25 protein-coding genes and 1 other annotated feature are annotated in these 25,817 nt (G+C 52.9%); all 25 genes read left to right on the top strand.

Translation table 11 applies throughout. The annotated features are described in order from the left end of the window. Positions 1-22 precede the first annotated feature (22 nt). The 25 genes from BN1247_RS14625 to rpoB all read left to right on the top strand — a co-directional run bounded on the left by BN1247_RS14625 (position 23) and on the right by rpoB (position 25,815). On the top strand, positions 23-1,081 hold the full coding sequence (locus BN1247_RS14625; RefSeq protein ID WP_054951679.1) for a protein arginine kinase: 1,059 nt from the start codon (positions 23-25) through the stop codon (positions 1,079-1,081). A 113-nt stretch (positions 1,082-1,194) separates the two neighbouring features. After that, a complete protein-coding gene (locus BN1247_RS14620; RefSeq protein WP_054951028.1) occupies positions 1,195-3,645 on the top strand; it encodes an ATP-dependent Clp protease ATP-binding subunit in 2,451 nt (816 codons plus the stop codon). A gap of 355 nt (positions 3,646-4,000) precedes the next feature. After that, entirely contained in the window at positions 4,001-5,380 is a 1,380-nt protein-coding gene (radA, locus tag BN1247_RS14615) for a DNA repair protein RadA (protein WP_054951027.1), read from the top strand. Beyond that, entirely contained in the window at positions 5,373-6,452 is a 1,080-nt protein-coding gene (gene disA, locus BN1247_RS14610) for a DNA integrity scanning diadenylate cyclase DisA (protein ID WP_390622050.1), read from the top strand. The genes radA and disA overlap by 8 nt, the downstream gene beginning before the upstream one ends. 13 nt (positions 6,453-6,465) lie before the next feature. Continuing rightward, positions 6,466-7,173, top strand: coding sequence for a CDP-diacylglycerol--serine O-phosphatidyltransferase (pssA, locus tag BN1247_RS14605; protein WP_054951025.1), 708 nt, complete (start codon positions 6,466-6,468; stop codon positions 7,171-7,173). Between the two features lie 430 nt (positions 7,174-7,603). Then, on the top strand, positions 7,604-8,086 hold the full coding sequence (locus BN1247_RS14600) for a CarD family transcriptional regulator (protein WP_231633464.1): 483 nt from the start codon (positions 7,604-7,606) through the stop codon (positions 8,084-8,086). A 124-nt stretch (positions 8,087-8,210) separates the two neighbouring features. Further along, positions 8,211-9,299 carry a PIN/TRAM domain-containing protein gene (locus BN1247_RS14595; protein WP_054951023.1) on the top strand — a complete coding sequence of 363 codons (1,089 nt, stop codon included), beginning with the start codon at positions 8,211-8,213 and terminating at the stop codon, positions 9,297-9,299. Between the two features lie 174 nt (positions 9,300-9,473). After that, positions 9,474-10,163, top strand: a complete 690-nt coding sequence (gene ispD, locus BN1247_RS14590; protein WP_074011187.1) for a 2-C-methyl-D-erythritol 4-phosphate cytidylyltransferase — start codon at positions 9,474-9,476, stop codon at positions 10,161-10,163. A 5-nt stretch (positions 10,164-10,168) separates the two neighbouring features. Continuing rightward, entirely contained in the window at positions 10,169-10,642 is a 474-nt protein-coding gene (gene ispF / locus BN1247_RS14585; RefSeq protein ID WP_054951022.1) for a 2-C-methyl-D-erythritol 2,4-cyclodiphosphate synthase, read from the top strand. Between the two features lie 68 nt (positions 10,643-10,710). Beyond that, positions 10,711-12,207, top strand: a complete 1,497-nt coding sequence (gltX, locus tag BN1247_RS14580) for a glutamate--tRNA ligase (RefSeq protein ID WP_054951021.1) — start codon at positions 10,711-10,713, stop codon at positions 12,205-12,207. A gap of 432 nt (positions 12,208-12,639) precedes the next feature. Then, positions 12,640-13,347, top strand: coding sequence for a serine O-acetyltransferase (gene cysE, locus BN1247_RS14575; RefSeq protein ID WP_054951020.1), 708 nt, complete (start codon positions 12,640-12,642; stop codon positions 13,345-13,347). Positions 13,348-13,435: 88 nt separating this feature from the next. Continuing rightward, positions 13,436-14,833 (top strand): cysteine--tRNA ligase, encoded by a 1,398-nt coding sequence (gene cysS / locus BN1247_RS14570; protein ID WP_054951019.1) that lies wholly within the window; start codon positions 13,436-13,438, stop codon positions 14,831-14,833. Next, entirely contained in the window at positions 14,830-15,360 is a 531-nt protein-coding gene (locus tag BN1247_RS14565) for a Mini-ribonuclease 3 (protein WP_315969651.1), read from the top strand. Before cysS ends, BN1247_RS14565 begins: the two co-directional genes overlap by 4 nt. Next, entirely contained in the window at positions 15,353-16,084 is a 732-nt protein-coding gene (rlmB, locus tag BN1247_RS14560) for a 23S rRNA (guanosine(2251)-2'-O)-methyltransferase RlmB (RefSeq protein ID WP_054951018.1), read from the top strand. Before BN1247_RS14565 ends, rlmB begins: the two co-directional genes overlap by 8 nt. A 4-nt stretch (positions 16,085-16,088) precedes the next feature. Further along, positions 16,089-16,592: an NYN domain-containing protein gene (locus BN1247_RS14555; RefSeq protein WP_054951017.1), complete on the top strand. Its 504-nt coding sequence runs from the start codon at positions 16,089-16,091 to the stop codon at positions 16,590-16,592. Between the two features lie 114 nt (positions 16,593-16,706). Beyond that, on the top strand, positions 16,707-17,357 hold the full coding sequence (gene sigH, locus BN1247_RS14550) for an RNA polymerase sporulation sigma factor SigH (protein ID WP_054951676.1): 651 nt from the start codon (positions 16,707-16,709) through the stop codon (positions 17,355-17,357). Between the two features lie 152 nt (positions 17,358-17,509). Next, complete coding sequence (gene rpmG, locus BN1247_RS17320) at positions 17,510-17,659, top strand: 50S ribosomal protein L33 (RefSeq protein ID WP_074011186.1); 150 nt, start codon at positions 17,510-17,512, stop codon at positions 17,657-17,659. Positions 17,660-17,774: 115 nt separating this feature from the next. Continuing rightward, complete coding sequence (gene secE / locus BN1247_RS14545) at positions 17,775-17,981, top strand: preprotein translocase subunit SecE (RefSeq protein WP_074011342.1); 207 nt, start codon at positions 17,775-17,777, stop codon at positions 17,979-17,981. A 46-nt stretch (positions 17,982-18,027) separates the two neighbouring features. After that, positions 18,028-18,561, top strand: coding sequence for a transcription termination/antitermination protein NusG (gene nusG, locus BN1247_RS14540; RefSeq protein ID WP_054951015.1), 534 nt, complete (start codon positions 18,028-18,030; stop codon positions 18,559-18,561). A 330-nt stretch (positions 18,562-18,891) separates the two neighbouring features. Further along, positions 18,892-19,317 (top strand): 50S ribosomal protein L11, encoded by a 426-nt coding sequence (gene rplK / locus BN1247_RS14535; protein ID WP_054951014.1) that lies wholly within the window; start codon positions 18,892-18,894, stop codon positions 19,315-19,317. 63 nt (positions 19,318-19,380) lie between these two features. Beyond that, positions 19,381-20,079 (top strand): 50S ribosomal protein L1, encoded by a 699-nt coding sequence (gene rplA, locus BN1247_RS14530; protein WP_054951013.1) that lies wholly within the window; start codon positions 19,381-19,383, stop codon positions 20,077-20,079. A gap of 54 nt (positions 20,080-20,133) precedes the next feature. Continuing rightward, positions 20,134-20,266 (top strand) — a sequence feature (ribosomal protein L10 leader region). A 32-nt stretch (positions 20,267-20,298) separates the two neighbouring features. Beyond that, positions 20,299-20,811, top strand: coding sequence for a 50S ribosomal protein L10 (rplJ, locus tag BN1247_RS14525; protein ID WP_054951012.1), 513 nt, complete (start codon positions 20,299-20,301; stop codon positions 20,809-20,811). A gap of 26 nt (positions 20,812-20,837) precedes the next feature. Then, positions 20,838-21,203 (top strand): 50S ribosomal protein L7/L12, encoded by a 366-nt coding sequence (rplL, locus tag BN1247_RS14520; protein ID WP_054951011.1) that lies wholly within the window; start codon positions 20,838-20,840, stop codon positions 21,201-21,203. A gap of 302 nt (positions 21,204-21,505) precedes the next feature. Continuing rightward, on the top strand, positions 21,506-22,102 hold the full coding sequence (locus BN1247_RS14515; RefSeq protein ID WP_054951010.1) for a class I SAM-dependent methyltransferase: 597 nt from the start codon (positions 21,506-21,508) through the stop codon (positions 22,100-22,102). Positions 22,103-22,287: 185 nt separating this feature from the next. Further along, positions 22,288-25,815 carry a DNA-directed RNA polymerase subunit beta gene (gene rpoB / locus BN1247_RS14510; RefSeq protein ID WP_054951675.1) on the top strand — a complete coding sequence of 1,176 codons (3,528 nt, stop codon included), beginning with the start codon at positions 22,288-22,290 and terminating at the stop codon, positions 25,813-25,815. The last annotated feature ends 2 nt before the right edge of the window (positions 25,816-25,817 follow it).

Raw genomic sequence — 25,817 nt, 5'->3', positions numbered from 1 at the left:
GGTTTTGTCTTTACAACGGTTTATGAACAATCCAGTCAGTGAGTGGATGAAAGGAAAAGGCCCGCATTCAGACATCGTCATCAGTAGTCGCGTGCGCATCGCGCGAAACATTTCGGACCTTCCGTTTCCGATGTTGGCGACTGCCTCACAAGCGGCGGAAGTCGTGACGCGCACCGAGCAAACACTCGCCCAATTGCCACAAACGGAGCATCTTGTGGGAGCGGAATTGCTGCACATGGACGACCTCACGCCGCTGCAACAGCGGGTGTTAGTTGAAAAGCATCTCGTTAGCCCAGCGCTTGCCGACGAATCGCGTCACGGGGCCGTCGTTTTAAGCGGCGACGAAGCGGTTAGTGTGATGGTCAACGCGGAAGACCACTTGCGCATTCAATGTTTATTCCCCGGGTTGCAACTGAAGGAAGCGTGGGCGCTAGCTAGTCGCATTGACGATTTTTTTGAAGAACGGCTCGACTACGCTTTTGACGAAACGTTAGGCTATTTAACGAGCTGCCCGACGAATGTCGGTACAGGTGTCCGCGCATCGGTGATGATGCATCTTCCGGCACTCGTCATGACACAGCAAATTAATCGCATCCTTCCGGCGGTCACACAAGTGGGACTCGCTGTCAGAGGCATATACGGTGAAGGTAGTGAGGCGGTGGGCAGTTTATTTCAAATATCGAATCAAGTGACGTTAGGACAGTCGGAAACAGAAATTGTCGATAAAATCTCCAGCGTCGCGCTACAACTCGTTCACCACGAGCAACGCGCGCGCGAACAGTTAATGCACGAGGTGCGCGTAAAGTTGGAAGACCGCGTGCAGCGGTCACTCGGCGTTTTGGCTCACGCTCGCGTCGTCGACAGTAAAGAGGCGATGCGCCGTTTGTCTGATCTGCGTTTAGGGATCGATCTCGGTTTAGTGAGCGGCATTTCGGCAACGATATTAAATGAACTGATAGTGCAGACGCAGCCAGGCTTTTTGCAACACATCTCCGGTCGACAACTCGACACGGACGAACGGGACGTGTGCCGCGCCAGTTTGATTCGCGAGCGCCTCGGTCGCGGTAATGGTGAAGATTGACGACCTTAGGAGTTCAAGTGCTAGTCAGACGCTCGTACGGTACGTAATGCAAGGCACGCTAATAGGCATGCCGTATAAAGAGTTAACGATAACGATAAAAGGAGTGTTTGTGTATGATGTTTGGTCGATTGACAGAGCGCGCGCAAAAAGTTCTCGCGCTCGCGCAGGACGAAGCCGCGCGGCTCGGACACAACAACATCGGTACGGAGCACATTTTACTCGGCCTAGTGCGGGAAGGTGAAGGGATTGCCGCCAAGGCACTCATCGGCCTAGGCCTAAATTTAGAAAAAATCCATAACGAAGTCGAGGCGCTCATCGGCCGCGGGGGAGAACAACTGGGTACGCCAGCCTACACGCCGCGCGCAAAAAAAGTGATGGAACTATCGATGGACGAAGCGCGCAAGCTCGGTCACACGTATGTCGGAACGGAACACATCTTGCTCGGCCTCATTCGCGAAGGGGAAGGTGTCGCTGCCCGCGTGCTGAACAACTTAGGAGTCAGTCTCAATAAAGCGCGGCAACAAGTGTTGCAACTGTTAGGTTCAAACGAGGCCGTCGCTTCGAATCAAGCAGGGCGGAGCAACAACGCGAACACGCCGACACTTGACAGTTTGGCGCGCGATCTGACCGCTACCGCCAAGGAAGGTGACGTCGACCCGGTCATCGGGCGCAGTAAAGAAATCGAACGCGTCATTCAAGTGCTTAGCCGTCGTACGAAAAACAACCCTGTGCTCATCGGGGAACCAGGCGTCGGTAAGACGGCGATCGCCGAAGGGTTAGCGCAAAAAATCGTCGACAACGAAATCCCGGAAATACTGCGTGACAAGCGGGTAATGACGCTCGATATGGGCACCGTCGTCGCCGGGACGAAATACCGCGGCGAATTCGAAGACCGCTTGAAGAAAATTATGGATGAGATTCGGCAGGCGAGTAACATCATTTTGTTCATCGACGAATTGCATACGTTAATCGGCGCCGGCGGAGCCGAAGGAGCGATCGACGCTTCAAACATTCTCAAACCGGCGCTGGCGCGGGGCGAACTACAGTGTATCGGGGCGACGACGTTAGACGAGTACCGCAAACATATTGAAAAAGACGCCGCCCTCGAACGCCGTTTCCAACCGATCACGGTGGAACCGCCGACGCCGGACGAAGCGATCCTCATATTAAAAGGGTTGCGCGACCGCTACGAAGCACACCACCGCGTGAAAATAACAGACGAAGCGATCGAGCAGGCGGTAAAACTGTCTGATCGCTACATTACGGACCGCTACTTGCCGGACAAAGCGATTGACCTCGTCGACGAAGCGGCGTCAAAAGTACGCTTGCGTTCTTACACGATGCCGCCGAACTTGAAAGAGATGGAGCAACAGTTAGAGGCCATTCGCAAAGAAAAAGACGCCGCCGTCCAAAGTCAAGAGTTTGAAAAAGCGGCGCGCTTACGCGACGACGAGCAAAAACTGCGCGAAAAGCTAGATGTGACGCGCGCCAAATGGAAACAAGATCAAGGGCGGGACGATTCGGAAGTGACCGGTGACGACATTGCCGAAATTTGCGCGAGTTGGACCGGCATACCGGTGAAAAAAATTGCCGAAGCAGAGTCGGAACGGCTGCTAAAAATGGAACAAATTTTACACCAACGCGTCATCGGCCAAGAAGAGGCAGTCAAAGCGGTGTCGCGGGCGATCCGCCGTGCGCGCGCCGGCCTGAAAGATCCGAAGCGGCCGATCGGTTCGTTTATTTTCCTCGGGCCGACTGGCGTCGGGAAGACGGAACTGAGTCGCGCCCTCGCCGAGGCGCTCTTCGGTGACGAAGAAGCTCTCGTCCGTTTAGATATGTCGGAATACATGGAGAAGCATACGACAGCGCGGTTAGTTGGGGCGCCTCCTGGATACGTCGGCTATGAAGAGGGTGGACAGTTGACGGAGAAAGTGCGGCGCAAACCGTACGCGGTCGTATTGCTCGACGAAATTGAAAAAGCGCATCCGGATGTGTTTAACATTTTACTGCAAGTGTTAGAAGACGGGCGTTTGACGGACGGAAAAGGGCGGACGGTCGACTTCCGCAACACGGTCGTCATTATGACCTCCAACGTGGGCGCTCAGTCGCTCCGGAAAAACAAATCACTCGGCTTTGCTGTCAACAACGACGACGGTCACGACGATATGAAGAGCAAGGTGCTGGAAGAACTGAAGAACCATTTCCGCCCGGAATTTTTAAACCGCGTCGATGAAGTGATCGTTTTCCACTCCTTAAACGAAGCGCACATTCAAGAAATCGTCACGCTCATGGCCGAGCAAGTGCGGAAGCGGCTCGCCGAGCAGGACATTCACTTTAAGCTTAGCGACGCAGCTGAGAAGTGGCTCGCGAAGACAGGCTTCGATCAGGCGTACGGTGCCCGGCCACTCCGGCGCGCCATCCAGAAGCACATTGAAGACCGCCTGTCAGAGGAATTGTTGAAAGCTACGGTTAAAAAAGGCGATACAGTGGCGATCGACGTCCAAGACGACCAGCTCACTGTGCAAAAGACAGATAGTAGCCCGTCGGCACAGCCGCAACCTTGAGTATAAATTGCGAGTGACATGTGGTACACCGCCCTTCGCAGCCCCGGCGCTCGTTCTCGCAAAACATTGTTAACAGATAACAGAAAGCAGTTATACACTAAACAGTTGAGTCCCCTCCTGCGCATTCGCACGAGGGGGCATTGCTATAAAATGGGCTTCCTTTCCCGGCGTTCCCTGCAAACCCAAATAGCGACATACTGTCTTTTGTAGGGCTGTGATATAATGAAGGTGTAAAAATGTCGTCACACATTTCTATTGTCATTAGAAAAAATGAAACTTGTTTCAAAGTGAATACGTATATATAGTAGACTGCTTCAAGAGTGGACAGTGCTAACCGGTGACTGGGGGGCGGTGAATGGCGAAAGTTAAAACGAAATTCGTCTGTCAACAGTGTGGCTTAATCGCACCGAAATGGCTAGGGAAATGTCCCGGGTGCGGGGCGTGGAACACGCTCGTCGAAGAGCGGGAACCGGACGGGCGCGCGCTGTCACGCAGCGCCCGCGGTGGGAAAGCGGCAGCCGCGAAGCCGATCACATCGCTTGTATCCGGCGATGAACCCCGCTTCAATACGGGGATTAAAGAACTGAACCGCGTACTCGGCGGCGGGTTAGTTCCTGGATCGCTCATTCTCGTCGGCGGCGATCCGGGGATCGGGAAATCGACGTTGTTACTGCAAGCTTCGTACGAGTTGACCGTTCGCGAGCAAAAAGTACTGTACGTCTCAGGCGAGGAATCGGTGAAGCAGCTGAAACTGCGCGCTGACCGCATTGGCGCGTTAAACGAGCGGCTGTACGTGGCGACCGAGACGAGTTTGCCGCACGTCGAGCAGCTTATTGAGGACAGTCTCCCCACCCTCGTCGTCATCGATTCGATTCAAACCGTCTATCACCCCGACGTCACATCGGCGCCAGGCAGTGTCGCCCAAGTGCGGGAGTGTACGGCGCATCTCATGCGCATCGCGAAGTTGCGGGGGATCGCCGTCATTATTGTCGGCCACGTGACGAAAGAAGGGGCAATCGCGGGACCGCGCTTGTTAGAGCACATGGTCGATTGTGTGCTCTATTTCGAGGGCGAACGCTTCTCGACGTACCGCATCGTGCGCGCCGTGAAAAACCGCTTCGGGTCGACGAACGAAATCGGCTTGTTTGAGATGAAAGCGGCGGGGCTCTCCGAAGTAGAAAATCCGTCCGAGCTATTTTTATCTGAGCGGCCCGAGAAAGTGGCTGGATCGGTCGTCGTCGCTAGTTTAGAAGGGACGCGGCCCGTACTCGTCGAACTACAGGCACTCGTCACCCCCACCGCGTTCGCTACACCGCGCCGCATGGCGACGGGAGTCGACTATCAGCGCGTCTCCTTACTCATCGCTGTGTTGGAGAAGCGAATCGGCCTATTTTTACAAAATCAAGACGCGTACGTCAACGTCGCCGGAGGGGTACGGCTCGACGAACCGGCGGTCGACTTAGGCATCGCCCTCAGCATCGCCTCTAGTTTTCGCGATACCCCGAGTTCACCACACGATGTGTTCGTCGGCGAAGTCGGACTGACAGGAGAAATTCGCGCCGTCACACGCATCGAACAGCGCGTACACGAAGCGGCGAAACTAGGGTTCCAGCGCGTCATCGTTCCGCAAAAAAACATCGGCGGGTGGGAACCGCCCACAGACATTGAACTGTGCGGCGTACGTTCGGTAGAAGAGGCGATGGAAGTCGCGTTTGGGGGGAATGTGTTTGCCTGAGGAAACAGCGCACGATCGCGAGAAGAGTAACGTGTTGCGCCTCGTCGCCCCGGGCACTGACTTGCGAGACGGTTTAGATAACGTCCTCCGCGCCATGACAGGGGCACTCATCGTCATCGGTTACGACGATGAGATGGAAAAGGTGATTGGCGGCGGATTTCACATCGATTGTCCGTTTTCACCGGCGTACTTGTACGAATTGGCAAAAATGGACGGCGGGATCATCTTATCAGGTGACGCGAAACGCATTTTGTACGCGAACACCCATTTAAACCCGAATGCGGCGATTCATTCGGCAGAGACGGGGATCCGCCACCAAACAGCGGAGCGGGTGGCCAAACAGACGGGAAAACTCGTCATTTCGATTTCACAACGGCGCCACGTCATCACGTTGTACAAAGGACAGTTTCGCTACGCGCTAAAAGATATCGGCGTCATCCTGACGAAAGCGAACCAAGCTGTACAGACGTTGGAGAAGTACAAATCGGTACTCGATCAGTCGATGACGAACTTGTCGGCGCTCGAATTTGAAAATCTCGTCACGTTACACGACGTCGCTAAGGTGATTCAGCGCTTCGAACAAGTGCTACGCATAAAAAACGAAATTGAACAATACATTAACGAGTTAGGGACGGAAGGGCGTCTCATTCGCATGCAAGTCGAGGAGCTCGTTGCCGGCGTCGAAGCGGAAGAACGGTGGCTGATCAAAGATTACGTGAACCATCCGGGGGAGCGGCCGACCGACAAAGTGCTCACGCGCCTGAGGGGATTAGCTTCCGACGAACTGTTGGACAAAAATCACATTGTGCGCATCATCGGCTTTACCGGCATTGACAACGTCGAAGAAGCGGCAGTCGCGCCGCGCGGCTATCGCTTATTGCATAAAATTCCGCGTCTGCCGCAGACAGTCGTCGAAAACTTGATCCGCAAATTTTCTAGTTTGGCGAAGATCGTTGTCGCGACGGCTGAACAGTTGGACGAAGTAGACGGCATCGGCGAAGTGCGTGCGCGTATGATCAAGGATGGCTTGAAACGCATTCAAGAACAAGTTTTTGTCGACCGTCATATTTAAGGAGGTGAAACAAATGATCCGGATGTTACCTAACATGTTTACGATCGGCAATTTGTTTTTAGGGATGGTTGCCCTTTTTCTCGCGTTTAACGACCAGTGGCAATATGCGGCGATCACTGTTATTGCCGGGATGTTGTTTGATGGGTTGGACGGTAAAGTTGCGCGCCTCTTAAATGCGGAGAGCGAGTTCGGTAAAGAGTTGGATTCATTATGTGATATCGTCACTTTCGGCGTTGCCCCTGCAGTTATTATGTATATTGCCATTTTGCAGCCGTACGGCTTTATCGGCTGGGTCGTGGCAGCTGCTTTTCCGGCTTGCGGTGCCTTGCGCTTGGCGCGGTTTAACGTCGTGAAAGGGACGCCGGGCTATTTTGTCGGGTTGCCAATTACAGCTGCCGGGGGCGTGCTCGCGACGATGGCACTGTACAAAGAAGTCGTCGCCAGTCCACTCATCCTCATCTTCGGGATGCTGGCACTCGCTTATTTAATGGTTAGTTCGCTGAAGTATCCGAATTTCAAAAAAGTCGGTGTACCGAAACAAGTGTTTTGGCTCGGGCCGATCGTCATCGCACTCGCCGTGTTTTTGGCGATTAAATTTCCGAGTGAATTTCCGAAGCTCGTGTTCATTCCGTTGTTTGCGTACGCCATTTGGGGGATTACGAAAAACGTACGCAAGCACAAAGGCGATGACCATTCGATGGAATCGGACATTCATTACTAGTTTGTTTACGTTGGACCTGCACGGGTCCATTTTTTTTGGGGTTGGCGTGAAAAAGGTGGAACCTTTACAAAAATTATTCCGTTGATTAAGGTAGAGATGTTTTTTTGGCTGCCTACTTTTGCGCATATGTGCAAGCGAAGGCACTGCAGTTTCATCAATTAGCGTGAAAGTAAAATTATCAACATAACCTTATTCGCGCCCTTATTTAGGAGGAGATGATAGAAATAACCAGATATTTATAGTCATCTACTCTTAAATTATTTAAAAAGGTGATCATCGCTTTCCGCAGGCCGATTTTTTGTTAGAAAAAATGTATTGACGGCACTCGTAGGGATATGCTACGATTAATCTTTTTAAAACAATTGACATCTCCCGCTGTGTGTGTTACTTTGAAAGTATATTTTCCGTGGAGGTGGCGCGTTTGTTTAAGGTGGGCGATAAGGTCGTTTATCCGATGCACGGAGCTGGAATCATCGAAGCGATTGAAGAAAAAGAGATCCTCGGGGAGAAAAAGCAGTACTATGTCATGCATCTTCCCGTAGGGAACATTAAAGCTCTCTTGCCGATGAGCAGTGTGAACAGCGTCGGTCTGAGAGGCGTCGTCGATGAGCAATCAGCTAACCGCGTCATCGAATTCTTAAAGGGTGAAGATGACCTATCGGTTGCGAACTGGAATCATCGTTTCCGCATCAACCTCGACAAAATGAGGAGCGGTGACATATACGAATTGGCGGACGTCGTTCGTTCACTCATGTCGCGCGATCACGGTAAAGGGTTGTCGACAGGTGAACGAAAAATGTTAGACACAGCGAAGCGCATTCTCATTAGCGAGCTCGTATTGGCGAAAGACATGGAAGAAGAGCAGATGTGTTCGCTGGTGGACGATACCGTCGGCCAAAAAAATTCGGAGTGACAACCTCCCGCATTTCATCGGGTGGTTAAGCAATAAATGCCGTTTTTCGACTCGTTATTTACCGATTCTGTGGTTTACTTTCCGCAGAGTTGGCTATAATTAGTAAAAGGAGGTGAATCGTTTTATGAAACGAGTCTTTCAAGCTGTATTTACGATCGCAGGAGCGGTTCTCGGATATTACATCGCTCCAAAACTGTTTGTTATGTTGGAAAAGTTGCTCAATATAGGCGAAGTACCTTTCCCGGAATACATCGGTGCGGCGTTGGGCGCTATTATCATCTTTTTTGCAACTAAGAACCTGTCTGAAGAAATCGTTAAATGGATGCTGCGCAGTGAGGATCGTCTCTTGAAGATGCCGTCAGGAGACGTGCTTGCCGGTGCTTTAGGTTTAATTATCGGTTTAATTGTCGCTTACTTGCTTGGTCCTTCCATCTCTAAGCTACCGATTGCGCTGTTAGCTTCGGTGCTCCCTTTCGTCGTCTCGGCCATTTTCGGTTACCTCGGATTTCGCATTGGTTATAAGAAACGCGACGATTTTATGTCGGTTCTATCCATCGGTAAAGGCAGTCGCGAGAAGGAAAAAGGGAAGAAGGAAGGCCGTGAGCACGAATATAAAGTGTTGGACACGAGCGTCATCATAGACGGGAGGATCGCCGACATATGCCGGACAGGTTTTCTCGAAGGTACGTTGGTCATTCCGGGCTTTGTGCTCGAGGAACTGCAACACATCGCCGACTCTTCCGACGTATTAAAGCGAAATCGCGGCCGCCGCGGCTTAGATATCCTCAATAAGATTCAAAAAGAGCTGAAAGTGAAAGTGCTCATTTACGAAGGCGACTTCGAAGACATTCAAGAAGTCGACAGTAAACTTGTCAAGCTGGCGAAAGTATTGAAGGGGAAAGTGGTCACGAACGACTTCAACTTAAACAAAGTGTGTGAATTGCAGCAAGTACCGGTGTTAAACATTAACGACTTGGCGAATGCGGTCAAACCGATCGTGTTGCCCGGTGAAGAAATTCAAGTACAAGTCATTAAAGACGGGAAAGAACACGGACAAGGGGTCGCCTACCTCGATGACGGTACGATGATCGTCGTCGAAGGCGGACGTGACTACATCGGAAAGACGATTAGCGTACTCGTGACCTCTGTCCTGCAAACGTCGGCGGGGCGCATGATTTTTGCTAAACCAAAATTGCTGGAAAAAGCGTTGTAAACACGCGTTGTAAACACGCGATCTACTCGCGTGACCAACAGTTTACTTGTACGGGATATTTTCGTATGATAAGTGTATCATCCGTAAAAAGGCTTCTCTTAAGGTGAAGCCTTTTTTACACGTCATCGCGCGCGATGGCAGGAAATACGTATGCAATGGTGAAGGGGATTATTCGTGGACGTCGGTGTAGTTGTTGTGGCGGCCGGGCAAGGGAAGCGGATGGGGAGAGGTTACAATAAACAGTTCATCCCACTCGGTGACCGGCCACTTCTCGTGCACACACTGCAAGTTTTTGAACGCATGGCGAACATTGCGCACGTCGTTCTCGTGACGGGCGAAGAGGATTTGGCAAGGTGTCAGGCTCTTTGTCGCGCATACAACTTAACGAAAGTATCAGACATCGTCGCCGGAGGAGAGACGCGTCAGGAGAGTACGCGCTGTGGCCTCGCCCGAATTAGGGCGGAATGGGTGTTAGTACACGACGGCGCCAGACCGTTCGTTACCGAGGTGGTTGTTGCCGACTTAATCGCCAGTATGCGCACGTACGGGGCAGCTGTGTTAGCAGTACCGGTGAAAGATACGATAAAAAAAGTGAACGCGGAAGGCTTTGTCGAATCGACGCCGCCCCGGGAACAGTTGTGGGCCGTACAGACACCGCAAGCGTTTTGTACGGCTGAACTACAGCGGGCACACGAACAAGCGGCGGCGCTCGGGATTGACGTGACGGACGACGCAATGCTCATGGAACGCATGGGGAGAGACGTGTACGTCGTCCGCGGCGATTACGACAACATTAAGCTGACGACGCCCGAGGACGTGTACATTGCGGAGACAATCTTACATAAACGAAGGCCGGAGGAGTAGTGACGGTGAGAGTAGGACAAGGTTTTGACGTACATCAATTTGCCGCTGGCCGCCCGCTCGTAATCGGCGGGGTACACATTCCGTACGAACGCGGTTTAACGGGTCATTCTGACGCAGACGTGTTGACGCACGCCGTGACAGACGCTATTTTAGGTGCTTGTAGCCTAGGGGATATCGGCAAGCATTTTCCCGATACGGACGCAGCGTACAAAGACGCGGACAGCGTCGAGCTGCTGCGGCGCGTGTGGCACTCAGTAGAGGAACAAGGGTATCGCCTCGGCAACTTAGATGCGACGATTATTGCGCAAGCGCCGAAAATGGCGCCACACCTCGCAGCGATGAAGCGTGTACTCGCCGCTGCCCTCGACTGTAGCGAGGCGCAATTGAACATAAAGGCGACGACGACGGAATGGTTAGGGTTCGTCGGGCGGAGTGAAGGGATTGCCGCTCTCGCTGTCGTCGCGCTCGAAAAACGATAACTTGCGATCCGGTTAGATACGATTTAGTTAGATACGATCCAGTTAGACAGGAAGGTGACGGTTGAGCAATGGAAGGGACGAACGTCGTACGGACGCGGTATGCGCCGAGTCCGACAGGTCATTTACACATTGGCGGTGCGCGCACGGCGTTATTCTGTTACTTGTTGGCCAAAAAGACGGATGGAAAATTTATTGTCCGCATCGAGGATACGGATCAAGAACGGAACGTCGCCGGCGCGGAAGAGGAGCAACTGGCGAATTTACAGTGGCTCGGCATCGCGTGGGACGAAAGTGTCGACGTTGGCGGTCCGTACGGCCCGTACCGCTCGATGGAACGGCTAGACACGTACGAGACGTATTTGCAGCGCTTAGCGGATGAGGGGAAGACATATCCGTGTTACTGTACGAAAGAAGAGTTAGACGAAGCGCGCGAAGCCCAACTTAAGCGCGGGGAGATGCCGCGCTACTCCGGGCGTTGTCGCCATTTGAGCGCAGCGGAGCGGCAACAGTTCGAGGCAGAAGGGCGTAAGCCTGTCACTCGCTTTCGCGTGCCGGCCGGACAGACGATCGTCGTCGACGATCTCGTGCGCGGACGGGTGACGTTTGAGTCGGACGGGATCGGCGACTTTGTCATTGCGCGCGCCGACGGGCGTCCGATGTACAACTTCGCCGTCACCGTCGACGACGCGTTAATGAAAATTACCCACGTCATTCGCGGCGAAGAGCATTTATCCAATACGCCGCTGCAAATATTGTTGTACGAGGCACTCGGGTTTCCCGTGCCGCACTTTGCCCACTTATCGCTTATTTTAAACCGCGAGCGGCAAAAAATGAGCAAGCGGGACGAGTCGATCGTACAGTTTGTCGATCAATACCGGCAGCTAGGCTATTTGCCGCAAGCGATCGTCAACTTTCTCGCGCTACTCGGGTGGTCGCCACCGGGAGAACATAGCGAAGAAGAGGTTTTTTCGCGCGAACAGCTTGCTGAGCTCTTTTCACTGGATCGCCTTTCGAAGGCGCCCGCCGTGTTCGATCCGGATAAGTTGAATTGGCTGAACAACCACTACATTAAAGCGGCGGACTTAGACGACGTCGTCGCCTTGTGCACCCCGCACTTAGAAGCGGCAGGGCTGATCGCGGCCGAGCGTACGGCGAAAGAGGACGAATGGGTGCGGCGGCTCGTCACCTTGTACCAAGAACAGTTGAAGTACGGAGCGGAAATTGTCGAGCTCGCGGAATTGTTCTTTCAGCAGCAGCTCAACTACGGCGAGGAAGCGAAAGAAGTTCTTATAGAGGAGCACGTGCTAGACGTGCTCCAGGAACTGCAGCGGCAGCTAAACAGTCTCGACTCCTTTACGCCTAAGGCGTTTAAACAAGCGATGAAGGCGACGCAAAAAGCGACCGGGCAAAAAGGGAAAAAACTGTTCATGCCTGTACGCGCTGCACTCACCGGCAGTGTGCACGGTCCCGATTTGGGTGAGTCGCTTGCGCTAATCGGGCGGGAAAAAGTGCTAGCTCGCTTACAGTGGCTCATTGACAATTACGCACAAACCGTTGCAAAATAAGAGAACGAATGGATTGTTTTATGAACTTACCTTTTAAGGTTCACGTGGCATATAAGAATAGCGATGGACAGACGATGAACAGGAGAGGCGACTAAAGACACGACGAACTGACAGAGAAGGCGGTCACCGGCTGAAAGCCGTCCTAGTTTGTCGTTAGTCGCGATGCACCTGGGAGTTGGGAGCTAAAGCTGCACTTCGCAGTGTAGGCTCTTACCGGATCCCGCCGTTACCGGGAATGATGAGGGGAGTCTTTTGCGTGGCAAAAGACTCAAGCAGAGTGGAACCGCGGACACAAAAAGACCGTCTCTGTAGCTGAAGGCTATGAGAGGCGGTCTTTTCGTACACACTAACGTACGAAAAGCTTTTTGTAGCGAAGTGAGCGGTAAATAACGGTCGCCTTATTCGGAGCGGCCTGCTTGGGGGATGGTGACAATGGCATTTTGGCAAACGATAAAAAACGATGTCAACGTCGTGTTGGAGCGCGACCCGGCGGCACGCAACAAGTTTGAAGTCGTGCTGACGTACTCCGGGTTGCACGCTATTTGGGCACATCGCATCGCTCACGCATTGTACAAACGCAAACTACTGTTGCTCGCGCGCATCATTTCCCAGTTGAGTCGCTTTTTTACGGGAATTGAGATTCACCCGGGGGCGACGATCGGTCAGCGAGTATTTATTGACCACGGCATGGGCGTCGTCATCGGGGAAACGTGCGAGATCGGCAACGACGTGACGTTGTATCAAGGCGTGACGCTCGGCGGTACCGGAAAAGAAAAAGGGAAGCGGCACCCGACGATCGAGGACGGAGTCCTCATCGCGTCCGGGGCAAAAGTACTCGGGGCGTTTCGCATCGGGCGCTGCGCGAAAATCGGTGCTGGCTCCGTGGTGCTAAAGGAAGTACCACCTAATGCAACGGTCGTCGGCGTACCGGGGCGAGTCGTGCGCCGCGACGGCGAACGTGTACCGAGCGACTTCGATCAGACGAATTTACCCGATCCAGTCAGCGATCGGTTGCGGTGGATGGAGCGGGAAATTGTGCAGCTAAGAAGTGAGCTGGCTGCCTTGCAAGCGGAAATGCACGCCTGTTGCGAAGAGAAAGCAGCGCATCGTGTAGAGGAGGAAGAAACGTGCCGCGCATAGGGGAGTGCGTACGGCACACCGGAGGCTAATATTAAGCAAACTTACGCGAAAGTAGTGTACGATTGACGGAAGGAAGGGGAAGTAAACGATGACCGTAAAGTTGTTCAACACGTTGACTAGGAAGAAGGAGGAACTGAAGACACTTGAGCCGCAAAAGGTGCGTATGTACGTCTGCGGGCCGACAGTGTACAATCACATTCACATCGGCAATGCACGCGTGTTCGTACTGTATGACGTCGTGCGGCGCTATTTAACTTACCGCGGATACAGTGTGACCTATGTGCAGAACTTTACCGACGTGGACGATAAAATGATTCGCGTCGCCAACGAAGAAGGGTTGACCGTGCTGGAGGTCGGCGATCGCTACATCGCGGCGTACTTTGACGTCGCTGACCGCTTAGGAGTCCATCGCGCCGACGTCCATCCGCGCGTCACCGAAGAGATTGAGGAAATTATCGCTAGTGTGCAACAACTCGTACGGAAAGGGGCTGCCTATGAACGGGACGGGAACGTCTACTACCGCGCGCGTCACAAGGCCGATTACGGCAAGTTGTCCCACCAGTCGCTCGACGAATTGCGCGCAGGTGCTCGCGTCGCCGTGACAGAGAAGAAAGAAGACCCGCTCGATTTCGTCTTGTGGAAGCCGGCTAAGCCGGGAGAAATTGCGTGGGACAGCCCATGGGGAAAAGGGCGGCCCGGCTGGCACATTGAATGCTCGGTGATGAGCCGCAAGTACTTAGGCGACTCGATCGACATCCACGCCGGTGGCAGCGATTTGATGTTCCCACATCACGAGAACGAAATTGCGCAGAGCGAAGCGTTGACGGGGAAACCGTTCGCCAGCTATTGGCTGCACAACGGGTTCGTCAACATCGATAACGAAAAAATGTCGAAGTCTCTCGGCAACTTCGTGCTCGTCAAAAATATGCTCGACGAGTATCCGGCACTCGCTGTTCGCTACTTGTTGTTGTCGGCGCACTACCGTCAGCCGCTTAACTTCAGCCGCGACTTAATCGAACAGGCTGAGCACGCTCTCGAACGGATTCAACACGCAGTCACTAACTTACAGCACCGCTTAGAAACAGCGCGCGCGGAAAAAGTGGAGGCCGACGTTACAGAGGCGCTCGAGGGGCTCACGGAACAGTTCCACGCGGCAATGGACGACGACTTCAATACGGCGAATGGGATTGCCGTCGTGTTCGAAGCGGTGCGGGCAGCGAATGAATTACTCCGTCGCCCCGTCGTTTACCGCGAATCGGTCGCCGCTTACCTCGACTGGTTTGCGCTGTACGCGGGAGATATCTTGGGCTTGTTAGAAGGGGAAGAACTGTTACTCGACGAGCAAGTCGAAGCGCTCATCGCTGAACGCGACGCCGCGCGCAAAAGGCGTGACTTTGCCCGAGCCGACGAAATTCGCGATCAGCTATCGGCCGAAGGAATCGCCTTGGAGGATACCCCACAAGGGGTACGGTGGCGGCGCAAATGAGGCACGGTACGGCAAACGACATGGACAACCGTGGGGAAGCCAGCAGTTATGCCACAGGCGGTGGCGCGAACGGCTCGCCAAAGTCTCTCGACCCGCCGAAGTTTGGAGTCGTGGCAGTTGACCGCGAACGCCCGCTGCGCGTCGACCACGCCCTCTCCCTCGCCTACGTCGGCGATGCCGTGTGGGAACTGTACGCGCGCAATCACTTGCTCGCGCGCGGTATCGTAAAGCCGCACGAATTGCAGCGGGAGTCGATCCGCTATGTGTCCGCAAAATCGCAAGCGGCCGCTCTCCAAGTGTTACTGCCACTCCTAACGGATGAGGAACGATCCCACGTGCGCCGCGGAAAAAACGCGAAGGCGAAAACCGTGCCGAAAAATACGCCTGTACGTACTTACCGCGAGAGTACGGCAGTAGAAGCGCTTATCGGCTACTTGTATGTGACCGATCAGCTGCGACGGATCGAACAGTTAATGGTACTCGTCTTCAAAACGCTCGACGGTAAAGGGGGTGAAACGAATGAGTGAATGGATTGCCGGCAAAAATGCGGTGCGGGAAGCGTTAGTCGCCACGCAGCCGCTCGAAAAAATTTGGCTCGCGGAAGGGGTGAAGCAGCAGGGGATTGCACAAATTGTGCAGCTCGCGAAAGAGCGCGGGATCGTCGTACAACGGGTGAAGCGGCAAAAGCTCGACCAATTAACGAAAGGCGCCGTCCATCAGGGGGTGGTGGCGACAGTTGCCGCTTGGCACTACAGTGAGCTTTCCGAGGTGCTCACACGCGTGCAAACACGCGGCGAGGTGCCGTTTCTCGTCGTGTTGGACGGTGTAGAAGATCCGCACAACCTCGGCTCCATTTTACGTACAGCGGATGCTGCTGGTGTGCACGCCGTCATCATTCCAAAACGGCGCGCGGTCGGGTTGACCGCTACTGTCGCCAAAACGTCAGCCGGAGCAGTTGCGCACGTGCCCGTCGTCCGCGTGACGAATTTAGCGCGGACGATCGCCGACTTAAAACAGCTCGGGATGTGGGTGACTGGTGCGGAGGCGGCAGCTAAACAAGCGTATACCGACGTCGACTATACGGTGCCGACCGTTCTCGTCATCGGCAGCGAGGGTAAAGGGATCAGTCGCCTCGTGCGGGAAAGTTGTGACCACTTAGTACACTTGCCGCTTAAGGGGAAAGTCAACTCGTTAAACGCGTCAGTGGCAGCGGGTCTCCTAATGTACGAAGTGTTACGGAAGCGGGCTTAAGGCGATGCAAGAGTGGTTAGTAGTCGACGGATACAACATTATCGGTGCTTGGCCGGAGCTACAAGCGTTAAAAAGGTTTAATTTTGGGTTAGCCCGGGAAAAGTTAGTAGAAGTGTTAGAGGAGTACGCCGCGTATTCGGGTAAATATGTTATAGTAGTGTTTGACGCGCATTTAATACGTGGACAGGCACAATTAGAGACGCATACGCATTGTACCGTCGTCTATACAGAAGCAGGAGAAACGGCTGACGAATGTATTGAACGGCTAGTAGGGGAAGCGGGGGGCAGGCGCGTGTTTGTCGCCACTTCCGATTACACTGAGCAACGGATCGCGTTTGGGCGCGGCGCCTTACGCATTTCGGCACGGGAACTATTAGAAATGGTTGTGGACGCGAAACGGCGGGTGCGCGAACAAACGCGGGAGATGAAACAGGAGCGAATGACCTTGGGGCACGATTTGACAGAAGAGGTGAGACGTGAGCTGGAACGAATTCGCAGGGAACATTAACCAATTCGTTGACGAAATTATGACTATTTGGTTATAATGTTTCTACTAACAGGCTGTAACCGCTGTAGCTCATGGTCGGGAGGGATCGGTGTGAACGTTGTTGACTTCGAAGAAATGGAGCAACTAACCGACTATCATCGAATGGTGGACGAGGAATTGGTCAAGCGCGTGCAACTTGGCGACAGCCACGCACTGGAGTATTTAATCAATAAGTACAAAAACTTTGTACGGGCGAAAGCACGGTCTTATTTTCTTATCGGTGCGGATCGCGAAGACATTATCCAAGAAGGAATGATTGGCTTATACAAGTCGATCCGCGATTTTCGCGGGGACAAGCTAGCCTCCTTTAAGGCTTTTGCCGAACTGTGTATTACGCGCCAAATGATAACCGCGATCAAAACAGCGACGCGGCAAAAACACATTCCACTTAATTCTTACGTTTCGTTGGACAAGCCCATTTACGATGAAGAATCGGATCGCACGCTACTCGACGTCATTTGTGGTACGAAAGCGGCTGATCCCGAGGAACTTCTCATCAACCAAGAGGAATTTGACGATATCGAGGTACGCATGTCGGAAATATTAAGCGACTTGGAACGAAAAGTGCTGCGGCTTTACTTGGACGGGCAGACGTATCAAGAAATTGCCCTCGACTTAAACCGTCATGTCAAATCGATCGACAATGCACTGCAGCGGGTCAAGCGGAAGCTAGAACGTTACCTCGAACTTCGCGACGGTCTGTTTAATCGGGTGGCACAGCCGTGAGGACCGTCTACTCTCGTTATGCACTGCCAGTTGTTTTCACTACTACTAGGTTGACATGTTACCTTACCTTGTGATACATTATTCTGGATATAAATAGTTAATTCCGCGACATATTTCGCGAGCAGATGATTTTAGTTAAGGAGGTGCGCCTCATGCGAGTAACAGTGACGCTGGCTTGCACCGAGTGCGGTGAGAGAAACTATACGACGACTAAAAATAAACGGACGCATTCTGGACGTATTGAGTTTAAGAAGTTTTGTCCGCGCGACAACCGCCATACCCTACATCGGGAAACGAAGTAGTACAGGTAGGATCCGCGGGAGACTTCCAACGATTTGCAATAACCGTTGACGTTTTTGATTGACTAGTGGACTGTAGGCGTTGGAGGGGGTGGCGAGCTTGGGGTTCGTGGCGAGAATGGGGACTGGTATTAAGAACAGCGTATCGAAAATCGGCCGTTTTTTTAGAAATGTAATCAAAGAGCTAAAAAACGTGCGCTGGCCTACCCGCAAGGAATTGCAGAGCTACACGATTGTCGTGTTAGTGACGCTCATCTTTTTTGTCATTTACTTTGCGGTGTTGGATTTTGGTATTTCTGAAGTCGTAAAATTAATTGTCCGCTAATTGATCCGCACAAGGGGGAATAGGGACATCGTTGTCCGATAGAATCATGGAAAAACTTTGGTATGTGATTCACACTTACTCCGGATATGAAAACAAGGTGAAGACCAACTTGGAGAAACGCGTCGAATCGATGGAGATGCAGGACAAGATCTTCCGGGTTTTAGTGCCGACGGAAGAAGAGCTGGAAAACAAAGATGGGAAAAAACGAACGGTGCAGCGCAAGGTGTTTCCTGGCTACGTCTTAGTAGAAATGATCATGACAGACGATTCGTGGTACGTCGTGCGCAACACACCGGGTGTTACCGGTTTCGTCGGCTCTTCTGGTGCTGGTTCCAAGCCAACCCCCCTGATGCCGGATGAAGTTCACGCCATACTGAGACAAATGGGTGTCGACGAGCCAACGCCGAAAGTTGATTTCGACATTGCGGAGACGGTTAAGGTAAAAGACGGGCCGTTTGCTAACTTTGTCGGCTCGATCGAAGAAGTTGATGCGAGTCGCCAAAAAGTAAAAGTGCTCGTCAACATGTTCGGTAGAGAGACGCCTGTTGAGTTAGATTTTACCCAAGTGGAAAAAATGTAAGTCGCCTCGGCCCCCACAAGGAGCCGAGTTTCACTTTTTTATCTGGTTGACGTTGGCGCCAAGTAGTAGATAGCGCGCTAGCATCGTTCACTAGCCACACCGATCGGCTGAGTGTGGCGTCACGTTCGGCTGGCGTGTAATTGCGAAAGTGAGTGTTGCAATTGCATGGTAGGTGTGATAAATTGTTTTTGTTTAAGGGTGTAGCAGTATGGGCCTTATTTCACCCTTTCCTCTCATCACACCGTCAAACGATGAACAGTTACGTACGTTTTGCAAAGTGGGAGGGCAGTTGGCCCGCTTACCACATTTTGACACAAGGAGGTGGGTGACGTGGCAAAGAAGGTTTTCAAGGTCATCAAGTTGCAAGTTCCGGCCGGGAAAGCCAATCCAGCACCGCCTGTCGGGACAGCGCTCGGTCCGGCGGGGATTAACATTATGGCGTTTTGTAAAGAGTTTAACGCCCGCACACAAGAACAAGCTGGACTAATTATCCCTGCGGAAATTACCGTTTTCGAAGACCGTTCGTTTACGTTCGTAACGAAGACTCCACCGGCCGCCGTACTGTTAAAAAAAGCATGCGGCATCGATACGGCATCGGGGGAGCCGAACAAAAAGAAGGTTGCCACCGTTAAGCGCGATAAGGTTCGGGAAATTGCGGAATCGAAAATGGCTGACTTGAATGCGGCGACGGTCGAAGCGGCGATGCGCATGGTTGAAGGAACGGCTAAAAGTATGGGCATTGCGATCGAAGATTAAGTCGCATCTCGATAAAAGTGGGAGGAAGATCCTTCCGTTACGACCACAAAGGAGGAAAGAACATTGGCAGGTAAAGGTAAGAAATACGAAGCAGCTGCAAAGCAATTTGATCGCGAAGCGACGTACGCTGCCGCTGAAGCGATTGAGATCGTCAAAAAGATTGCGACGGCTAAGTTTGACGAAACGGTCGAACTCGCTGTTCGCCTCGGCGTCGATCCGAAGCGCACTGACCAACAAGTGCGCGGCGCTGTCGTGCTACCGCACGGTACGGGTAAAACGCAAACGGTTTTAGTGTTTGCGAAAGGCGAGAAGGCGAAAGAAGCGGAAGCGGCCGGTGCCGATTACGTCGGTGACGAAGACATGGTGGACAAAGTAAGCCAAGGCTGGCTCGACTTCGATGTCGTCGTGGCGACGCCGGACATGATGAGTCAAGTCGGTAAGCTCGGGCGTATTCTCGGGCCGAAAGGGCTTATGCCGAACCCGAAAACGGGAACGGTCACTTTCGACGTGGCAAAGGCGGTAGGCGAAATTAAAGCGGGGAAAGTGGAATACCGCGTCGACAAAGCGGGTAACGTCCACGCGCCGATCGGTAAAGTGTCGTTTGACGCCGCTAAGTTGCAAGAAAACTTAGAGACGTTGATTGACACGTTAGTGAAGGCGAAACCGCCAGCAGCAAAAGGAACGTATATGCGCAGTGTAACCATCTCTTCGACGATGGGACCAGGCGTACGCGTGAACGTGTCGTCGCTCGCTACCCGTTAACGTTTGCCCCGGCGATGGGGTTGTGGTAAACTGACGTTGCTGTGTTTTATTACAATCGCATCTTAATCAATGCTGTAGACTGCAGGGGCCGACGCGGCTTAAACGATTGCCCTGCCGAGGCATATGGACGAGTGATAGATAGTCATTAGGCCTCCGTATGTCTTGCGGAGGCTTTTCATATGTCGCGAGTTGCAGGTTGTTATTTCAGGAGGTGGAAACATGACGAGAGCTGTGATCGAAGAGAAGAAGAAAGTTGTCGCTGGCATTGTCGAGAACTTGAAGAACAGCAAAGTGACGATCCTCGCCGACTACCGCGGTTTAAACGTCGCTGAAGTGACCGAACTGCGGAAACAGCTGCGCGACGCGGGCATCGAGTACAAAGTGTTGAAAAACACGATGATGCGCCGCGCGACTGCGGAAACGGGGTTTACTGACCTCGATCAACATTTAGTCGGACCGACCGCGGTAACGTTTGGTCGCGACGACGTCGTTGAACCGGCCAAAATTTTGCATAAATTCGCCAAGGAACATGAGGCGCTCGAAATTAAAGGCGGTATCTTGGAAGGGCAGTACGTCACGGTCGAACAAATCGAAGAACTAGCCGAACTGCCGTCGTACGAAGGGTTGTTGTCGATGTTGCTCAGTGTGTTACAGGCACCGATCCGCAACGTGGCGTTGGCTGTTAAAGCTGTTGCCGACCAACAAGAACAAGGGGACGCTGCTGAGGCGTAAATTTCCAATAAACAGGAGGTAACGACATGACGAAAGAAGAAATCATTGAAGCGATAAAAGGTATGAGTGTACTCGAATTAAACGATTTAGTTAAGGCAATCGAAGAAGAGTTCGGCGTAACGGCCGCTGCGCCGGTAGCTGTCGCCGGCGGTGCAGGCGAAGGAGAACAAGCCGCCGAACAAACCGAATTCGACGTCATCTTGACGAGCCCGGGCGGATCGAAAATTAACGTCATTAAAGCTGTTCGCGCCATTACTGGTTTGGGGCTGAAAGAAGCGAAGGCGTTAGTCGATGAAGCGCCGAAGGCTGTCAAAGAAGGCGCCTCGAAAGAAGAAGCCGAAGAAATCAAAGGTAAGTTAGAAGAAGCAGGGGCAACGGTAGAACTCAAGTAATGTGTGTGCACGTAGCACCCCATCGTTTACACGGCGCACCCCGTCGTTTATACGGCGGGGTGTACCGCTTATACGGCGCATCGCCACCCCTGCTAGAAACGGTAACGGTGCATCCCACCGTCTATGCGGCGCACTCTGCCTTCATACAACGGAGTGCCTAAATCCGAGGTGTGATACAATAGAAGGACGATGTCATATGCTAAAAAGGGAATGTAACTCCATTCATTGATAACTACCTCACCAGCAATAAAAAACTTCTTAAACAAGTCTTTGTCGGCTTGTTCCTGGGGGCTCTAAGCGACATGAGGGACCATTACTACTCCCGCGATCCGCAAAGTGCGCACAAAACCCACGAATTTCATACCGAAATCGGCGGGCGAGAGTTTACGTTTACGACGGATTCCGGCGTGTTTTCGAAGCTTGGTGTCGATTACGGGACGCGTGTGTTGCTCGAGAGCTTACCGTTGCCACTCAGCGGCGATGTGTTGGATGTCGGTTGCGGTTACGGGCCGATTGGGATCGCGGTTGCCGTAGCCTCACCGAAGGCTCGCGTCACGATGATCGATGTCAACCGGCGGGCAATCGAACTTTGTCGCCTGAACGCAGAGAAGAACGGCGTAAGCGGCGTGAGCGTTTTGGAGAGTGACGGGTTGTCTCAGCTTACGGGACGCGCCTTTGACTGGGTGCTGACCAATCCGCCGATTCGCGCGGGCAAACGAACCGTTTACCGTTTGTTGCGCGAAGTGAGCGCGCATCTGCGAGAGGGCGGGGAGTTTTGGTTAGTGATCCAAAAAAAGCAGGGAGCACCTTCTGCCGTAAAGAAACTGCGTACACTTTTTGCGGACGTATCCATCGCCTCCCGGCATAAAGGATACAACGTCATTCGCTGCATACGTTGACTCATCTTCTGTATTATGATATTATCTTTTAATGCCAATAAACTATCACTTTTTTCAGTTAAAATTGTAACAGTTAATGAATAAACAGGATAAAAAAGGTAAAGATGGGGGTATACAGTCTTCGTATGCAAAGAACGTCAACCCACTTTATTTTTTTGTGATAACGGGCATGAGGGGTGAAAGTGTTGACAGGTAAACTGGTACAATACGGCAGACGCCAGCGGAGGAGTTACGCGAGGATCGAAGAAGTCCTCGAGTTGCCCAACTTGATTGAAATTCAGCTAAGTTCTTATGAGTGGTTTTTAAAAGAGGGCTTACGCGAAATGTTCCAAGAGATTTCGCCGATCGAAGACTTTACGGGGAATTTAGTGTTAGAGTTTATCGATTACAGCTTGGGTGAGCCGAAATACTCGGTCGAAGAATCGCGGGAACGCGATGTCACGTACGCTGCACCACTTAGAGTTAAAGTGCGCTTGATCAACCAAGAAACGGGTGAAGTGAAGGAACAGGAAGTATTCATGGGCGATTTTCCGCTCATGACCGACACTGGCACTTTCATTATCAACGGAGCCGAGCGCGTCATCGTCAGCCAGTTGGTCCGCTCACCTAGTGTCTATTTTAACACAAAAGTCGACAAAAACGGCAAAAAAACTTATACGGGGACCGTTATTCCGAACCGCGGTGCGTGGCTCGAGTTTGAGACCGATGCGAAAGACATTATTTACGTGCGCATCGACCGCACCCGCAAACTGCCAGTGACGGCGCTCTTGCGTGCGCTCGGCTTTGCGAGTGACGCGGAAATTATTCAGTTGCTCGGCGAGGACGAGTACATCCGTTTTACGTTGGATAAAGACAACACCGATTCTACGGAAAAAGCGTTGATCGAAATATATGAGCGGTTGCGTCCCGGGGAGCCGCCGACAGTCGAAAACGCGAAAAGCTTGCTCAACTCGCGTTTCTTTGACCCGAAGCGGTACGACCTGGCGAACGTCGGCCGCTATAAAGTGAATAAAAAGTTACACATTAAAAACCGTTTACTTAATATGCGTCTTGCGGAAACGATTGCTGATCCGGAGACAGGGGAAATTGTCGCCGAAGAGGGGCAACTCATCGATCGTCGCTTACTTGACAAGCTGATTCCAATGCTCGAAGGCGGGCTCGGCGCTGAGAACTACGGCATCGTGGACGGACTGTCCGACGAAGAAGAGATCGTCGTCCAAGGCATTAAAGTGTACTCGCCGCTCGAAGAAGGGCAAGTTGTGAAAGTGATCGGCAACATGGACGTCAGCAAGTCGGTTAAACATATTACCGCTGCAGACATCGTCGCCTCGATCAACTATTTTATCAACTTGTTGCAAGGGATCGGCTCGACTGACGACATCGACCATCTCGGCAACCGCCGCTTGCGCTCGGTCGGGGAATTGCTGCAGAACCAATTCCGCATCGGTCTGTCGCGGATGGAACGCGTCGTGCGCGAACGGATGTCGATTCAAGACACGAACGCGATTACGCCGCAGGCGCTCATCAACATTCGGCCGGTGATCGCTTCCATCAAAGAGTTTTTCGGCAGTAGCCAGTTGTCACAATTTATGGATCAGACGAACCCGCTTGCGGAACTTACGCACAAACGGCGCCTCAGCGCGCTCGGGCCAGGTGGGTTAACGCGGGAGCGCGCCGGACTAGAAGTGCGCGACGTGCACAATTCGCACTATGGCCGGATGTGTCCGATCGAAACGCCAGAAGGTCCGAACATCGGGCTCATCAACTCGCTGTCTACGTATGCACGCGTCAACGAGTTCGGCTTTATTGAAACGCCGTATCGCAAGGTAGATCAGGACGCGGGTCGCGTCACAGACGAAATCGTCTATCTGACCGCCGACGAAGAGGACAATTACATTATCGGGCAAGCGAACGCAGAGCTTAATGAAGACGGCTCGTTTGTGAAAGACGAAGTGATTGTGCGCTTGCGCGAGGATGTGCTCACTGTACCGAAAGAACGAGTCGACTTCATGGACGTTTCACCGAAACAAGTGTTTTCGGTCGCGACCGCGTGTGTACCATTTTTGGAAAACGACGATGCGAACCGCGCCTTGATGGGATCGAACATGCAGCGGCAAGGGGTACCGCTACTCGTACCGCGTGCCCCGATTATCGGTACCGGGATGGAGTATAAAGCGGCGAAAGACTCCGGTGTGTGTGTCCTCGCGAAACGCCCTGGCATCGTCGAACGCGTGAGCGCCGACGAGATCTGGATCCGCAACATCGACATTGTAGACGGCAAAGAGGTTAAAGGAAACCTCGATAAATACAAACTGTACAAATTTATTCGTTCCAACCAAGGGACGTGTGTCAACCAGCGGCCGCTCGCGCGCGTCGGTGAACGCGTCGAGGCTGGCGACATTATCGCTGACGGCCCTTCGACGGAAATGGGCGAGCTCGCCCTCGGACAAAACGTCGTCGTCGCTTTTATGACGTGGGAAGGGTACAACTACGAAGACGCGATCTTGCTCAGTGAGAAGCTCGTGCGCGAAGACGTGTATACGTCGATTCACATCGAAGAGTACGAGCAAGAAGCGCGCGACACGAAGCTCGGGCCGGAAGAAATTACGCGCGACATTCCGAACGTCGGCGAGGACGCCTTGCGCAACCTAGACGACCGCGGCATTATCCGCATCGGTGCGGAAATAAAGTCGGGCGACATTCTCGTAGGCAAAGTGACTCCGAAAGGCGTCACCGAACTGACGGCCGAGGAACGCCTCCTACACGCGATTTTCGGCGAAAAGGCGCGCGAAGTGCGCGATACGTCGCTGCGCGTCCCGCACGGTACGGACGGGATCGTCGTCGACGTCAAAGTGTTTACGCGTGAAAACGGCGATGAATTACCGCCGGGTGTCAACCAGTTAGTCCGCGTTTACATCGCGCAAAAGCGGAAAGTTTCCGAAGGGGACAAAATGGCTGGGCGCCACGGTAACAAAGGCGTCATCGCGCGCATTTTACCGGAGGAAGATATGCCGTTCTTGCCGGATGGCACACCGGTAGAAATCGTGTTAAACCCATTAGGGGTTCCGTCCCGGCTCAATATCGGACAGGTGTTAGAGACGCACTTAGGAATGGCGGCTAAACAGCTCGGCATTCACGTCATGTCGCCCGTGTTCGACGGCGCCTCAGAAGAGGACGTCTTCGACGCGCTCGAAGAAGCGGGGTTAAACCGAGACGGCAAAACAGTCCTGTACGACGGCCGTACGGGCGAACCGTTCGAAAACCGCGTGACCGTCGGCGTCATGTACATGATTAAGCTGGCGCACATGGTCGACGACAAAATTCACGCCCGCTCGACTGGACCGTACTCGCTCGTCACACAGCAACCGCTCGGCGGGAAGGCGCAATTCGGCGGTCAACGCTTCGGAGAAATGGAAGTGTGGGCGCTGGAAGCGTATGGTGCTGCCTATACGCTACAAGAAATTTTGACCGTCAAGTCGGACGACGTCGTCGGACGCGTCAAAACGTACGAAGCGATCGTCAAAGGTGAGAACGTGCCGGAACCAGGCGTACCGGAATCGTTCAAAGTGCTCATTAAAGAGCTGCAAAGTCTCGGCATGGACGTGAAAATCCTCTCGGGAGACGAAGAGGAAATCGAAATTCGCGAACTCGACGAGGACGAAGAACAGTCAGGGGATAAGTTGAACCTAAATCTAGAAAGCTCCGCACACTAGGG

The sequence above is a fragment of the Numidum massiliense genome, from assembly GCF_001375555.1.
Lineage (GTDB): Bacteria > Bacillota > Bacilli > Thermoactinomycetales > Novibacillaceae > Numidum > Numidum massiliense.
The sequence above is the reverse complement of the archived record's forward strand: the minus strand, read 5'-3'. Positions and strand labels throughout refer to the sequence as shown.